This window comes from Pseudomonas sp. JC1203 (genome assembly GCF_056175065.1).
The window spans coordinates 33,642-49,132 of record NZ_JBWCAM010000018.1; the positions used below are offsets into that span (position 1 = coordinate 33,642).

11 protein-coding genes are annotated in these 15,491 nt (G+C 65.8%); 1 reads left to right on the forward strand and 10 read right to left on the reverse strand.

Annotated elements, in window-relative coordinates; translation table 11 throughout:
* Positions 1-14 precede the first annotated feature (14 nt).
* Positions 15-1,328, forward strand: coding sequence for a c-type cytochrome (locus tag AC0SZ7_RS23860; protein ID WP_475506682.1), 1,314 nt, complete (start codon positions 15-17; stop codon positions 1,326-1,328).
* 156 nt (positions 1,329-1,484) lie between these two features.
* Here the strand turns inward: AC0SZ7_RS23860 and AC0SZ7_RS23865 are convergent, their stop codons facing one another.
* The 10 genes from AC0SZ7_RS23865 to AC0SZ7_RS23910 form a co-directional block, all read right to left on the reverse strand.
* The gene (locus AC0SZ7_RS23865) at positions 1,485-3,083 is read right to left on the reverse strand and encodes an ABC transporter ATP-binding protein (protein ID WP_475506683.1); all 1,599 of its coding nucleotides are present in this window, start codon (positions 3,081-3,083) and stop codon (positions 1,485-1,487) included.
* 2 nt (positions 3,084-3,085) lie between these two features.
* A complete protein-coding gene (locus AC0SZ7_RS23870; RefSeq protein WP_475506684.1) occupies positions 3,086-4,108 on the reverse strand; it encodes an ABC transporter permease in 1,023 nt (340 codons plus the stop codon).
* Positions 4,108-5,172 (reverse strand): microcin C ABC transporter permease YejB, encoded by a 1,065-nt coding sequence (locus tag AC0SZ7_RS23875; protein ID WP_475506685.1) that lies wholly within the window; start codon positions 5,170-5,172, stop codon positions 4,108-4,110. Before AC0SZ7_RS23875 ends, AC0SZ7_RS23870 begins: the two co-directional genes overlap by 1 nt.
* Position 5,173: 1 nt before the next feature.
* Entirely contained in the window at positions 5,174-7,036 is a 1,863-nt protein-coding gene (locus AC0SZ7_RS23880; protein ID WP_475506686.1) for an extracellular solute-binding protein, read from the reverse strand.
* Positions 7,037-7,176: 140 nt separating this feature from the next.
* Entirely contained in the window at positions 7,177-9,882 is a 2,706-nt protein-coding gene (locus tag AC0SZ7_RS23885) for a TonB-dependent receptor (RefSeq protein ID WP_475506687.1), read from the reverse strand.
* Between the two features lie 205 nt (positions 9,883-10,087).
* Positions 10,088-10,489 carry an ExbD/TolR family protein gene (locus AC0SZ7_RS23890; RefSeq protein WP_475506688.1) on the reverse strand — a complete coding sequence of 134 codons (402 nt, stop codon included), beginning with the start codon at positions 10,487-10,489 and terminating at the stop codon, positions 10,088-10,090.
* Between the two features lies 1 nt (position 10,490).
* Complete coding sequence (locus AC0SZ7_RS23895) at positions 10,491-11,177, reverse strand: MotA/TolQ/ExbB proton channel family protein (protein WP_475506782.1); 687 nt, start codon at positions 11,175-11,177, stop codon at positions 10,491-10,493.
* A gap of 60 nt (positions 11,178-11,237) precedes the next feature.
* Entirely contained in the window at positions 11,238-12,050 is an 813-nt protein-coding gene (locus AC0SZ7_RS23900) for an energy transducer TonB (RefSeq protein WP_475506689.1), read from the reverse strand.
* 655 nt (positions 12,051-12,705) lie between these two features.
* Complete coding sequence (locus tag AC0SZ7_RS23905; RefSeq protein ID WP_475506690.1) at positions 12,706-14,040, reverse strand: TldD/PmbA family protein; 1,335 nt, start codon at positions 14,038-14,040, stop codon at positions 12,706-12,708.
* Positions 14,040-15,479 (reverse strand): TldD/PmbA family protein, encoded by a 1,440-nt coding sequence (locus tag AC0SZ7_RS23910; RefSeq protein WP_416423558.1) that lies wholly within the window; start codon positions 15,477-15,479, stop codon positions 14,040-14,042. The genes AC0SZ7_RS23905 and AC0SZ7_RS23910 overlap by 1 nt, the downstream gene beginning before the upstream one ends.
* Positions 15,480-15,491: the final 12 nt, after the last annotated feature.

Genomic DNA, 15,491 nt, shown 5'->3' on the forward strand with positions numbered 1-15,491 from the left:
ACCGGGAGCTATCGATGAAAAAATTCCTCATGGCGGTACTGCCGCTGGTGGCCAGCCTGGGTGCCCAGGCCGCCGAACAAACCCCCGACGCGGCGCTGATCAGCCGTGGCGAATACCTGGCCCATGCCGCCGACTGCACCGCCTGCCACACCGCGCCCAAGGGCAAGGCGTTTGGCGGCGGCTACCCGGTGGGGACGCCGTTCGGGGTGATCTACGGCACCAACATCTCTTCCGACAAAGAGCACGGCATCGGCAACTGGACCGACGACCAGTTCGTCGCCGCGGTGCGTGACGGCGTGGGCAAGGACGGCGAACAGCTGTACCCGGCCATGCCCTACGACTCGTTCACCAAAATGTCGCGCGACGACGTGCTGGCCATCAAGGCCTACCTGATGTCGCAGCCGCCGGTGGCCGAGGCCTCGCCCAAGACCGACCTGCCGTTCCCGTTCAACCAGCGCTGGGGCATGACGTTCTGGAAGTTCTTCAACTTCAAGGCCGGCGAACTCAAGCCTGACCCAAGCCAGACCGCCCAGTGGAACCAGGGCCGTTACCTGGTGGACGCCCTGGCACACTGCGGCACCTGCCACACGCCGCGCAACCTGACCATGGGCATGGACACCAAGAAGCCGTTCGCCGGTGGCGACCTGGGCAGCTTCGTGGCCTACAACATCACCCCGGACAAGGTTGCCGGTATCGGCAACTGGACCCAGGCCGAGCTGGTCACCTACCTCAAGACCGGCCACGTCGACGGTCGCGCCACGGCTTCCGGGCCCATGGCCGAAGCCATCGAGCACAGCCTGCAGTACCTGCCCGACACCGACCTGACGGCCATCGCCACCTACCTGCAGTCGGTGCCGGCCATCGGCGACGACAAGCAGCCAGGTTCGCGGTCGAGCTTCGGCAAGCCGAGCGAGGGCTACGTCGACCTGCGCGGCCAGAGCCCGGCGATCCTCGCCCAGGACCCGGCCCGTGCGTTGTTCATGGGCAACTGCGCCACCTGCCACGGCGCCAAGGGCCAGGGCGCGGGCAGCGGCTTCGGTGCCTACCCGGCGCTGTTCAACCACACCACCACCGGTGCGGCGGACGCCAAGAACGTGGTCTCGGTGATTCTGGGTTCGGTGAACCGCAAGATGGAGAAGGGCGACATCCTGATGCCATCCTTCGCCGAAGACCTGACGGACGAGCAAGTGGCCCAGGTCACCAACTACGTCTTCACCCAGTTCGGCAACCCGGCGGCGGCCACGGTCGACGCCAAGCAGGTGGCCAAACTGCGCAAGGACCAGGGGCTGCCTAACCCGCCGCTGGTGCTGCAGGGCGACAAGCTGTAGGTCGTCAAGCCTGCAAAAACCGAAGGCCGCCCCCGAAAAGGGGCGGCCTTTTTCATTCCCGCGCCTAACCCCCGTAGCAGCTGCCGCCAGGCTGCGTCTGCTTCATGCGGTGAATCAGGCACACCGCAGCGTCCATGACGCGGCCTGCGGCCGCTGCTACGCGATTTGCGGTGTGCGTTTGTTAAGGCCGGAGGCCTTGAGCAGCTCCTGGGTGTAGGCGTGCCGTGGGTCGGCGAATACGCGCCGGGCCGGGCCTTGCTCTACCACGCGGCCGTGGCGTATCACCATCAGGTCATGGGCCAGGGCCTGCACCACCGCCAGGTCGTGGCTGATGAACAGGTAGGTCAGGCCATGGCGCAATTGCAGGCTGCGCAGCAGTTCGATGATCTGTTTCTGCACGGTGCGGTCGAGCGCCGAGGTGGGTTCGTCCAGCAGAATCAGCGCCGGTTCCAGCACCAGCGCGCGGGCGATGGCGATGCGCTGGCGCTGGCCACCGGAGAATTCGTGCGGGTAGCGGTGGCGGGTGGCGGGGTCCAGGCCCACTTCCTGCAGCACGCGAATCACCGCCGCCTCCTGCTCGGCCGGCGTGCCGATGCCATGGGTCTCCAGGCCCTCGGCGATGATCTGCTGCACTGACATGCGCGGGCTGAGGCTGGCGAACGGGTCCTGGAAGACGATCTGCATCTGCCGCCGCAAGGGCCGCATCAAGCGCTGGCTGTGCAAGGTCAGCTCCTTGTTGCCCAGGCGGATGCTGCCCTGGCATTCCACCAGCCGCAATATTGCCTGGCCCAGGGTGGACTTGCCCGAGCCCGACTCGCCGACTATGCCCAGGGTCTTGCCCTTGAGCAGCTTGAAACTTACCCCGTCCACCGCCTTGATGTAGTCGCGCTGCTGGCTGAACAGCGGCTTGGGCAGCGGGAACCACACGCGCACGTCGTCCACTTCCAGCAGGTACTGGTCGAACATTACCGGTACCGGCCGGCCGTCAGGCTCGGCGTCGATCAGCTGGCGGCTGTAGGGGTGGGCAGGGCGCTCGAACAGTGTCTCGCAGTCAGCCTCCTCGACAATCTCGCCGCCACGCATCACGCACACCCGTTGGGCCACGCGCCGCACCAGGTTGAGGTCGTGGCTGATCAACAGCAGCGACATGCCCAGGCGCGCCTGCAACGAGCGCAAAAGCTCCATGATTTTCTGCTGCACGGTCACGTCCAAAGCCGTGGTCGGCTCGTCGGCAATCAGCAGGTCCGGCTCGTTGGCCAGGGCCATGGCAATCATGATGCGCTGGCGTTGGCCGCCGGACAGCTGGTGGGGGTAGGCCTTGAGGCGCTTGGCAGGTTCGGTGATGCCCACCAGTTCCAGAAGCTCCAGCACCCGCGCCCGCGCTGCGCGACCGGTCAGGCCCTTGTGCACCGCCAGCACCTCGCCGATCTGCTTCTCCACGGTGTGCAGCGGGTTCAGCGAGGTCATGGGTTCCTGGAAGATCATGGCGATGCGGTTGCCGCGCAGGTTGCGCAGTTGCTTGTCGCTGGCGCCCACCAGTTCCTGGCCGTTGAAGCGAATACTGCCGCCGGTGTTGACGCTTTTGCCCGGCAGCAGGCGCAGTATCGAGTGGGCCGTCACCGACTTGCCCGAGCCGGACTCGCCCACCAGGGCCAGGCACTCGCCACGGCGGATGTCCAGGTCGATGCCGTGTACCACTTCGCGCTCGCCGAAGGCCACGGTCAGCTGGCGTATTTCAATCAGGTTGTCGGTCATGCTCAGGTCCTTGGGTCGAACGCGTCACGGCAGGCTTCGCCGATGAACACCAGCAGCGAAAGAATCAGCGCCAGGGCGAAGAAGGCGGTCATGCCCAGCCACGGTGCCTCCAGGTTCTGCTTGGCCTCGCCCACCAGCTCGCCCAGCGAAGCGCTGCCGGCGGGCATGCCGAAGCCCAGGAAGTCCAGGGCGGTGAGGGTGGAGATGGCGCCGGTGACGATGAAAGGCAGGTAGGTGAGGGTGCTGGTCATGGCGTTGGGCAGGATGTGCCGGCGCATCAGCGCGCCGTCGGTCACGCCCAGCGCGCGGGCGGCCTTGACGTATTCCAGGCTGCGGCCGCGCAGGAACTCGGCGCGCACCACGTCCACCAGCGCCAGCCACGAGAACAGCGCCATGATCCCCAGCAGCCACCAGAAGCCGGGGGCCACGAAGCCCGACAGAATGATCAGCAGGTACAGCACGGGCAGCCCCGACCAGATCTCCTGCAGGCGCTGGCCGATCAGGTCCACCCAGCCGCCATAGAAGCCTTGCACGGCGCCGGCGAACACGCCGATCAGGGTGCTGACCACGGTCAGAATCAGGGCGAACAGAATCGACACCCGTGCCCCGTACAGCGCGCGCGCCAGCACGTCGCGGGCCTGCTGGTCGGTGCCCAGCCAGTTCTCGCGCGTGGGCGGGCTGGGTGAGGGTTGGCTGAGGTCGTAGTTCACCGACTGGTCGCTGAAGGGAATCGGCGGGAACAGCATCCAGCCGCCCTTGGCGCTGATCAGGTCGCGCACGTACTGGCTGCGGTAGTCGGGTTCGAACGGCAGCTGGCCGCCGAAATCGGTCTCCTGGTATTCATGCAGGATGGGGTAGTACATCTTGTCCTGATAGTGAATCAGCAGCGGCTTGTCATTGGCCAGAAACTCGCTGCACAGGCAGGTCAGCAACAACGCGATGAACAGCCACAGTGACCACCAGCCACGGCGGTTGGCCTTGAACGCGGCCAGGCGGCGCTGGCCCAAAGGGGAGATCCGGAACATCAGGCAGTCCTCGCGGAGAAGTCGATGCGCGGGTCGACCAGGGTGTAGCACAGGTCGCCCAGCAGCTTGATCAACAGGCCGAACAGGGTGAACAGGAACAGCGTGCCGAACACCACCGGGTAGTCGCGCGACACGGCGGCGTCGTAGCTCATGCGGCCGATGCCGTCGAGGTTGAAAATGGTCTCGATCAGCAGCGAGCCGGCGAAGAACACGTCGATCAGCGCCTGGGGAATACCCGCCAGCACCAGCAGCATGGCGTTGCGGAACACATGGCCGTAGAGCATGCGCTGCTCGGTGAGGCCCTTGGCCCGTGCGGTGGTCACGTACTGGCGGCTGATCTCGTTGAGGAAGCTGTTCTTGGTGAGGATGGTGAGCGTGGCGAAGCCGCCGATCACCAGGGCGCTGACCGGCAGCACCAGGTGCCACAGGTAGTCGCCGACCTTGCCCAGGGCAGACAGCTGGTCGAAGTCACTGGACACCAGGCCCTGCACCGGGAACCAGTCGACATAACTACCGCCGGCGAATACCACGATCAGCAGGATGGCGAAGAGGAACGCCGGCATGGCATAGCCAATGATGATCGCCGTGCTGGTCCACACGTCGAAGCGGGTGCCGTGCTGCACCGCCTTGCGGATGCCCAGGGGGATGGAGATCAGGTAGGTGATCAGCGTCGCCCACAGGCCCAGGGACAGGGTGGTGGGCAGCTTCTGGACGATCAGTTCGGTCACCGGCGCACCGCGGAAGAAACTGCTGCCGAAGTCCAGGTGGGCGTAGTTCTTCAGCATCAGCCAGAGGCGCTCGTGCATGGGTTTGTCGAAACCGTAGTGGTGCTTGATCTCCTCGATCAGCGCCGGGTCCAGGCCGCGGCTGGAACGGCTGCCGCCGCCCCCGGCGCTTTCCCCGCCGCCACCGCCCACGCCGTGGCCGCCGGCGCCTTGCAGGCGCGCGATGGCCTGTTCCACCGGGCCGCCGGGCGCGGCCTGGACGATGACGAAATTGACCACCAGGATGCACAGCAGGGTGGGGATGATCAGCAGTAGCCGCCGGCAGATATAGCGCAGCATGTCAGTGCTCCTCGGTGTTGTGCGCCAGCGCGCTCATTTGCAGGGTGGTGAGGGGCTTGGGGCTGACCTGCCACCAGGTGTCCAGGCCCACGTCGTAGGTGGGGGCCACCTTGGGCATGCCGAAGCGGTTGAGGAACACCGTGGGGGTGCCTTCGCTGTAGTAGTTCTGGATGGAGTAGTAACCCCACTGCAGCACCCGGTCCAACGCGCGGGCGTAGTGCACCATGTCGTTGCGGGTGGTGGCCTTGACCAGGCCGTCGATCAGGCTGTCCACCGCCGGGTCGCGCAGCACCATGAAGTTGGAGCTGCCCGGCTGGGTGGCGCTGGCGCTGCCGTACAGGCTGTACAGCTCGCGGCCGGGCGAGACGATGGGGTCGCCGCTGCGCGGGAACTGCACCACGGTGAAGTCATAGTCGCGGGCGTTCATCAGGTTGTTGTACTGGCCGGAGTCGATGCGCCGCAGTTCCAGGTCGATGCCGATCTGCGCCAGGCTGCGCTTCATCGGCAGCAACAGGCGGTCGAAGCCGCCCTGGCCGTCGAGGAAGGTGAATTTCAGCTGCTCGCCCTGGGCGTTGACCAGGCGGTTGTGCTCGGGGTGCCAGCCGGCCTCGCCCAGCAGTTTCAGCGCCTGCAACTGCTGCGGGCGGATGTTGCCGCTGCCGTCGGTGCGCGGCGAGTGGTACACCTGGGTAAACACCTCGTCCGGCACCTTGCCGCGCAGCGGTTCCAGAATTGCCAGCTCCTGGGCGTCGGGCAACTGCGTGGCGGCCAGGTCGCTTTTCGGAAAGTAGCTGTCCTGGCGGGTGTAGAAGCTGCGCATGATCTGCCGGTTGGCCCAGTCGAAATCCCACAGCATGGTCAGGGCCTGGCGCACCCGGCGGTCCTTGAACACCGGCCGCTCCAGGTTGAAGACGAAGCCCTGGGCGCCCTTGGGCTGCTCGGGGGCGAGGATCTGCCGTTGCAGGCGGCCGTCGTCGAGCACCGGGCTCTGGTAGCCCACCACGTAGCCGCCCGAGGAAAACTCGCGGTTGTAGTCGTAGGCCTGGGCCTGCAGCAGTTGCCGGGCGATCTCGGTGTCGCCGTAGAAATTCACCGTCAGGCTGTCGAAGTTGTACATGCCGCGGCTCACCGGCAGGTCACGGGCCCACCAGTCCTTGTTGCGCTCGAAGGTGATGCTGCGGCCCGGGTCGACCTTGGTCACCTTGTAGGGGCCGCTGCCCAGCGGTGGCTCGAAACCGCCGCCGCTGGCGAAATCGTGGTCTTTCCAGTAGTGCTCGGGCAGCACGCGCATGGACGCCAGGTCCAGGGGCAGGGTGCGGTTGAGGTTGTTCTTGAAGTTGAAGCGCACTTGGCGCGGGCCTTCCACCACCACGTCCTGCACGTCGCCGTAGAGCAGGCGGAAACTCAGGCTGGCCTTGGTCATCAGCAGGTTGAAGGTGAAGGCCACGTCCTGGGCGGTGATGGCGCTGCCGTCGGCGAAGGTGGCCTTGGGGTTGAGGTAGAAGCGCATCCACAGGCCATCGGGGTCGTGCTCCATCTTCTCGGCCACCAGGCCGTAGACGGTGTAGGGCTCGTCCAGCGAGCGGTAGGCCAGCGGCGAGTACAGCCAGGTGTCGGCCTGGACCACGCCGGTGCCCTGGTCCACGTAGGGCAGGATGTAGTTGAACTGGCCGATTTCCATGGACGAGCGGCTCAGGGAACCGCCCTTCGGCGCGTTCGGGTTCACGTAGTCGAAATGCTGGAAGTTGGCCGGGTACCTGGGCGCGTCGCCGTACACGGTCATGGCGGTGACGGGCGCGGCGTGGGCCGGCAGGCAGGCCAGGCAGATGAGCCCGGCCAGCAGAATTCTCAGGGGTGGGTGCATGGTGAAACTCCTCGAACCACAGGCGTACACATTCAGGTGCGCGGGGCCTGGAAAAAGCCCCCGGCGTGGAGGGACGCCGGGGGTGCGATATCGCAGGCGGATCGTGCCGGGGGCCGGAGCTCAGCCCCCGTCGATCCCGATCAGAAGTGGTAGGTCATGCGCGCGAACAGGGTGCGGCCCAATGGGTCGGTGTAGCGCGGGTCATAGCCGCTCTGGAAGGTGTAGGCCTGGTTGGAGAAGGGCGGGTCGCGGTCGAACACGTTCTTCACGCCCAGGTCCACGTCCAGCACCTTGCTGAAGGTGTAGCCGGCCGACAGGTCCCACAGCGAGTACGAGCTGACGCGGCTGTTGGTGGTGGGGTCGTAGTCGTTGTAGCCGCTGGTGAAGCGGTTGGTGACCGAGGCGCGGTAGGCGCCGAAGTTCCAGCTGCCGGTGATGTTGTGTTTCCAGCGTTGCGCCACCTGGTCGCCCTGGAAGTCGCCGACGCGGTCGGTGTAGGCACCGCCGATGGTCTGCTGGTAGTCGTAGCGGGTCACGTAGGTGCCGGTCAGGTCCAGGCCGAACTGGCCGAAGCTGGTCTGCGGGAAGCGGTAGTTGAGGTTGACGTCGATACCGCTAGTTTTCACGTTACCCAGGTTGGCAAGGCCGGTGATGATGTGGTCGATGGAACCGTCGGCGGCGCGCACGATGCGGTCGGCGTACTCGTCGGGGTGGGCGAACACTTCGGACTCGGGGAATTCCTCGATCTGCCCGGCGATCTTGATCCACCAGAAGTCCAGCCCCATGGACAGGTTGCGCACTGGCTGGTAGACGAAGCCCAGGGTGACGTTGCGCGCGGTCTCGGGCTTGAGGTCCTGGTTGCCGCCGGTGCTGTTGAGGAATTGCTGGTTGCAGTCGCGGCCGCCGTTGCCGCCCGGGCGCACCACGCCGCCAGCGCACAGGGTTGGGTCGTTGTAGTTGCCCTGGGTGAAGGTGGTGTAGGTGGGGTTGTTCAGCTCATACAGCGATGGGGCACGGAAGCCTTCGCTGTAGGCGCCGCGCATCACCAGTTCCTTGAACGGCTGGAAGCGGAAGGTGTACTTGGGGTTGGTGGTGCTGCCGAAGTCGCTGTACTTGTCGTGGCGCACCGCCGCGCCCAGTTCCAGGCTGTCGATCACCGGCACGTTGATCTCGGCGTATTCGGCGCTGATGCTGCGCTCGCCCGACACCGAACTGTCCGGGTCCACGCCCAGGCTTGACAGGTCACCGGCCCAGTCGGCCACCGACTCGTGGTATTTCTCCTTGCGGTACTCGCCGCCCAGGGCCAAGCCCACGGGGCCGGCACCGAACCAGTCGCCGATCTCGCGGGTGACCTTGCCGTCCAGCGAGGCCACGCGGCCGGTGGAGACGGCGTAGGCGCCGTGGTAGGTGTTGGCGTCGATGAACGCCTGGCCGGCATCGGTCTGCGCGCCGAACGGGTTGAGCAGGCCGCTGGCCAGGCCCGAGGTCAGTGCCGCGTCGCTGGCGTAGCCGCCGGTGACGCTGTTCACCACCTGGTTCTGGTTATAGCCGGCGCCGACGTTGTAGTCCCAGCCGCCGACGGTGCCGTCGAAGCTCAGCAGCAGGCGCTGGCTGGTGTTCTGGTCTTTCGATTCGCGGTCGCCGGCGGCGGTTTCACGCCAGTTCACGTCCACCGGTTGCGTGGGGTCGAGGGCGAAGCTGGTGGGCAGCGGGGTGATGCCGTTGCCGGGGTAGTAGGGCGAGCTGGGCGCCAGGCTCAGGCCGGTGAGCGGCGCCGGGGCCACGGTGGTGCTGTTGTTGTTGCGGCTCCAGAAGTATTCCAGGTTGACGTTGTGGTCGTCGGCCAGCTTGCCGGTGGCCTTGCCGAAGAACGAGGTGGATTCGGTCTGCGGCAGCAGGTCGATGGAGTTGCGTGTGCTGTAGCGACACACGCCGTTGCTGGCGATCAGGTTGGCGCCGCTGCAGGCGCCGCCCAGCGGGTTCGCGGCGTTGCCGTTCTGGCTGTAGTTGGCCGGGAAGGCGGTACCCGAGGTGTTGTCCAGGCCGCGGCCGGGCACGTAGTCCTGGTCGAAGCTGCGGTCGTTGGCGTCGAGGTTCTGCTGGGTGCGGTAGTTGAACACGCCCATCACGTTGAAGCGGTCCTTGTCGAGGTCGCCGTAGCCCCAGCTGCCGCTCATGTCCTTGCTGCCGCCGCCACCGCTGTTGGTGGGGTTCTCGCCACCCAGGGTGAGGGTGCCGTCGGTGAGCGATTTCTTGGTGATGAAGTTGATCACGCCGCCGATGGCGTCGGTGCCGTACAGCGCCGAGGCGCCGTCGCGCAGCACTTCCACGCGGTCGATGGCGGCAAACGGAATCATGTTCAGGTCAACCGCGCCGCCCTGGCTATTGGTGCCGGACATGGCGTTGTTGGCCAGGCGCCGGCCGTTGAGCAGCACCAGGGTCTTGTTGGCGCCGATGCCACGCATGTCGGCGAAGCTGGCACCGCCGGTGGCGGCGCCCACGGAGCCGGCGGAGTTGCCGATGGAGTTGTTGCCTGTCACCCGCTGCATCAGCTCGGCGGTGGTGGTCACGCCCTGCTTCTCAAGGTCGGCGGCGCGCAGAATGGTCACTGGCACGGCCGTCTCGGCGTCGACCCGGCGGATCGCCGAGCCGGTCACTTCGACCTTCTGCAACTGGGTGGTGGCCGGCGCGACCACGGCTGCGGCGGCGGTGCCGGAGTCATCGGTGGTTTCGGCCGCCTGCACGGTGCTCATGCCCATGGCCATCACGCACAGCGGCACCATGCTGCGCCGTTGCAGGGTGGCCGCCAGTGGTTTGAGGGTGAAACGTTGCAAACTCATCAACATGGTAATTTCCGACTTTTTCAGACGTTTAGTGAAATGGCCTTGTGAGCCCTCTTTTTCCGGCTGGGTTATGCCGGCCCCGGACGAAACTCCTGTGCTTCAAGCAAGCCGCTCCCCTGCAGTGCCCAAAGGGGCACCACACAGGTGTGGAACGGCCGTTTACTGCCGCGCGTGGCCGGGTTGTCTCATCCCCTTCCCGGCCGGCGCGTCAACGCGAGGTCATCACCGAGATCCTGGTGATGCCCGAGCGCTCGATGGAGGCCATGGCCTTGGCCACTTGCCCGTAGTTGACGCTGGTGTCGGCCTGCAGCTGCACCCGTACCTCGGGGTCCTTGGCCTTCACGTCCGAGAGGCTTTTTTCCAGCAGCTCGGGGGCGATTTCGCTCTTGGCGAGGAAGAACTTGCCGTCCTGGTCGACGCTGACCACTACCGGGTCTTTCTTCTCGGCGGGGGCCACGGCGTCGGTTTTCGGCAAGTTGACCTTGATGGCGTTGGTCATCAGTGGCGCGGTGACGATGAACACCACCAGCAGCACCAGCATTACGTCCACCAGCGGCGTGACGTTCATTTCGCTCAGCACTTCGTCGCTGTCTTGAGTGGAGAAAGCCATGTCAGCTCGCCTCCTGCACGCGGGTGGCGTGCTTGTGGGCGATGGGCTCGCGGCTGACGGCGAAGGCGCTGCGCTGGGCCAGGCTGTCGAAGTCGTGGGCGAAGTCGTCCATGTCGGCCATGGCCAGCTTCAGGCGGCGCAGGAAGAAGTTGTAGATCAGCACCGCCGGCACGGCGACGGCGATGCCCACGCCGGTGGCGATCAGCGCGTGGCCGATGGGCCCGGCCACGGTTTCCAGGCTGGCCGAGCCGCTGGCGCCAATGCTCTGCAACGCTTCCATGATGCCCCACACGGTGCCGAACAGGCCGATGAAGGGCGCGGTGCTGCCGATGCTGGCCAGGATCGCCTGGCCCGCTTCAAGGGCGCGGCGTTCCTTCTGGATCTGCTGGCGCAGGTTGCGCTCCAGGCGGTCCTGGCGGTTGATGGTGTGCGCCAGTTGCTGGGCGTTGCGCGGGTTGTCATCGCTGGCCATGGCTTCGAAGCCGCTGTTGGCGATGCGCGCCAGGGCGCCGGGGTACTGGGTGGAGTGCTCGGCGGCGGTGAGCAGGTCGGGGGCGGCCCAGAAGGCGCGGGTGAACTGCTTGTTCTGCGATTTCAGGCGCAGGTACTGGGCCGACTTGATCAGCAGCAGGCCCCAGCTGAGCACGGAGAAGAACACCAGGGCCCAGAGCACGCCCGGGACGATCATTGCGGACATTGAAGCATTCATGGTTTTTACCTCGCACAACTTGAATAGGGTTGAGTTCGTTTACTGCGGCAACTTGAAGTCGATGCTCTGGCTGGCGAAGCCGTCGATGGGCGTGTCGCCGCGCTTGGCCGGAATGAACTTCCAGTTGCGCACGGCTTCCACCGCCGCTTCATCGAGCTGCGGCTTGCCGCTGGATTTGGTCACCTCGACGCTGCCGGCGCGGCCGTTGGCCAGCACCTTGATGCGCAGCACCACGGTGCCTTCCCAGTTGCGGCGCAGGGCCAGCGACGGGTATTCGGGCGGCGGGTTGCCCAGGCTGGCCAGGCCGGAAATGGCCGCCGACTCTTTCACCGGGCCGGGCGCTGCCGCAGGCGCCGCCGGTGCCGGGGCAGGGCTGGGCGGTGCGCTTTGCGCAGGCGTCGGCGCCGGGGCTGGCGGGGTCGGTGGCGCAGGCTTTTTCAGCGGCTGCGGCTTGGGCACCGGCTTGGGCTTCTCGACCTTTTTCTCCACCGGCTTGGGCGGCGGTTTCACCGCGTCCGGGTCTTCCTCGGGCGCCGGTGGCGGCGGAGGGGGCGGCGGCGGCGGTGGTTCCGGCGGGGGCGGCTCGGGGGTGGGGGGCGTCGGGCTGGTGAGCTCCACGGTCATTTCCGGCACCTGCGGGGCAACTTCCGGCACCGGCGCCTTGGCCTGTTGCATCAGCCACCAGGCCCCGCCGTGCAACAGCACGGATACCGCCACCAATATCAGCACCTGTTGTTTCTTCAATATACCCGGGCGCGACGTATTGGGCCGGAATGGAATACCGGGCCACGGCGTGGCGGGGGCGATTGAAGTGGGCACCTGGGGTGGCTTCTTTTTTACCGCGTCATTCATCAAGTCTCCCTCGAATAAAAAGAAGGGCAAAGCGGTACCGCTCAAACATTTAATTAATGTTCGACTGTGGGCGGCGCAAGTAAGCGGTCAATACTGAAGTCTGCCGATAGTGTCAGAATTCAGTCTTCTGCAACTAAGTGGAGGTGGCTGTGTACGGTTTCATGACGCCTTCCTTTTTATCGTATGTACAAGGTTGTACGGGGATGTGGCTGAGTCAATACAGAGCAACCGCTGTGCCAGAACCTGCGCTGTAGAGCGCTTGACGCCAATTTAGCCACGGGATGTCGCATTCCTGTACGTTTGTTCCAGGCGCGGGGCGCAGGGCTCCCTGACGGCCAAGCGAGCGGCCATCACGGGGCAGAGTTCGGGCTGCACGAGGCCGTGATCGCGATGTGGGTTAAACATCGAATCGGCACGGTGCAGGGTATTAGTTGGGTGTGCACCAAACCGGAAAGTGCGGTTTTATTTGGTGCGTGACAGTGTGTTTATTTATCCAATAGTTAAGCCCTGAATTGTTCTGTGCTGAGGTTGAAAAAAATAAAGGCCCGCGACCGTTAGTGAAAACAGTCTTTCAAGTTGGCGTCAGGCACACAGGCGAATAACAGTAATAAAAAGCCCCGGGGCCACGTATGGCCCCGGGGGTTTACCGCACGGTCTACAGCGTGAGGGTGAAGCGCTCGATCAACGCGCCCGGCAGCAACAGGGTTTGCGCGTCGCGTTGCGAGTAGGTGCTGGTGCTGATGCGCAGGCTGCGCTCGCGGGTCAGGGCCAGCAGGTTGGTACCGAACAGGTCGTAGACGCTGTCATCGAAACGCATGGTGTCGATGGGCGCGACAATCTGCCCGTCTTCCACCCAGAAGCTGGCGAAGCGGGTCATGCCGGTCATGCGTGCCAGGCCAACGTCGGAGTAGTTCAGGTACCACAGGTTGCCGATGTACAGGCCGGTGCCCAGGGCTTGCAGCACTTCGGCGCTGGGCAGGTCGCCGCCGGCCATCACCAGCGAGGAAGGTTTTTCGTAGGTGTCGGCGCCGTTGGCGACCAGGCTGTACTCCCGGGCCGAACGCGAGCTGACCATCTGGCCCACCAGTTGGCCGTGCTCGATCAGCGGCTGGTCCTGGCGCAGGCTGCCTTCGCTGTTGAACAGTGGCTCAAGGCCGGTGGAGGCCATTTCGCCGATGCTGACCTGGGGCGACAGGCTGGCGGTTTTCAGCTGCAGGGCCTGCAATGGGCTGTGGCGGGTGGCCAGGGCACGGGCGGAAAAGCCGTCCCATTGCAGCATGCCGATGATTTCCTCCACGGCGGCCGGTGCCAGGTAGGCGCGGTATTGGCCGGGTGCCAGGGTCATGCGTGGCTTGCCCAGGTGCGCCAGCTGCTCGCGGCCCTGGGCGAATTGCGCGGCCAGTTCATCGGCGTCCCATTCGCTGGCGGCGTAGGTGATCTTCACCGCCTCGCCGTTTTCGTGGAACAGGCTGAAGTCCAGGCTGGCGCTGATTGCCACGTGCCAGCCGCGGCCACCCCAGGAACTGGCGAAGCCCCGGTACATCGGGCCTCCGGCGTAAATGCCGACCATGTCCAGGCCCTGGCTGAGCGCGCCCACTTGCTCGATCAGCGCGTCGGCGCTGGGCAGGCTGCCGTCGGGCACGCGGTCGCTGGCGAACACCTGGTTGTCCAGTTGCAGGTACGGGTCAGGCGGCAGCACTTGCAGCAGCGCGCGCAGGCCAACCAATGCTTCGCCCAGGCGCTCGCGGTCGGTGGCCACGTCGCCGGTCAGGTTCAGGGTGTCGCTGGCATGGCGCTCGTTGTGGATCAGGCGCAGCGTGGCGTCGATCTGCAGCACCTGGCTGGCCTGGCGCACCTGGCCATGGTTGAAGCGGATGAACTGCGAGTCCTCGGCGCTGAACCACAGCGAGAAGTGCTCGCCGGCGGCCAGTTGGGTGTGCAGCCATTGTTCCAGCATGTCGAAGGAGCGGCGGTAGAGAGTGTGATTCATCACGCTTGCCCCCCGAACACGTCGATCTGCTTGAACACACAGGGCGGCGACGCATGCCCCACGGTGACTGCCTGGTTGGGTTCGCCCTTGCCGCAGTTGGGGGTGCCCATCACCTCGAAGGTGGAGCGGTCGCCAACGGCACTGAGGTTGCGCCAGAACTGCGAGGAAATACCGCGGTAGTTGGGGTTCTTGACCACGCCGGCCAGCTCGCCGTTCTCGATCAGCTGGGCCCATTCACAGCCGAACTGGAACTTGTTGCGGGCCTGGTCGATGGACCAGGAGCGGTTGGTGGCCATGAGGATTCCGTGCTCGATGTTGCCGATCATCTGCGCCAGGCTCTGGTCGCCGGGCTCGACGTTGAGGTTGGCCATGCGGTCGATGGGCGGGCGGTTCCAGTCGCAGGCGCGGCTGTTGGCCACCCCGGCCAGGCCGCTGCGGGCCTGGGACAGGGCGCCGCCCAGTGGGCGCTTGAGCACCCCGGCTTCGATCAGCAGGTGCTTGTGCGCCGGCGTGCCTTCGTCGTCGTGGCTGTAGCTGGCCAGTTCGTCCGGCACCTGCGGGTCGAAGCTGACGTTGAGCAGCGGCGAGCCGTACTGGTAGCTGCCGAACATGTCCTGGGTGACGAAACTGGTGCCGGCGTAGTTGCGCTCGTCGCCCAGGATGCGGTCCAGTTCCAGCGGGTGGCCGATGGACTCGTGGATCTGCAGAATCATCTGGTCGGGCATCAGCAGCAGGTCGCGCGGGCCTTCCGGGGTGTTGGGCGCAGCCAGCAACTGCAGGGCCTGGTCGGCCACCTGCTCGATCTGGCCGATGAAGCCGGATTCATGCACCAGCTCGCTGCCACCCTGGCGGGCAATGGCCCAGGTGCGCCGCTGGCTTTGCTGGCCGTCGAAGGCAGTCACGTCCAGTTCGGGGAAGAACAGCCGCTTGTGGCTGGCGATCTCGCTGCCGGTGCTGTCCACGTACAGCTGCTGGCTGTCGGTGATGCCCAGGCTGGCCGACCAGTTCACCAGGCGCTCGTGCTGCGGCACGCGCGCCGATTCGGCGCGCAGCACCTCCAGCCAGTGCCCGGCATCGGGCAGCGGCTGGTCGGCGGCGGGCGAGCTGTAGCGGGTGTGAACGGCGTTGCCTTGCAATGGTGGCAGGCTCAGCAGGGCGCGTTGGCCCATGGCGTGGGCCAGCAGCAGCGCCTGGTCGTAGGCGTGCTCCAGGCCTTTTTCGGTGAGGTCGCTGGTGGCGGCGAACGCCTCGTTGCCGTTGACCCGCACGCACAGCATCACGCCGCTGCTGCGGTGGCGGCGGGGCGGGTCGACGACGTTACGGGTGACCGACAGGCCCAGGCTGTCCTGGCGGACGTAGCGCAGGGAGTGGAAATGGCCCGCGTGGGCCTGGCTGAAGCGGGACAGCAACAACCTGATTGAGGACGGCACTTCGAACATAGATCCGACTTC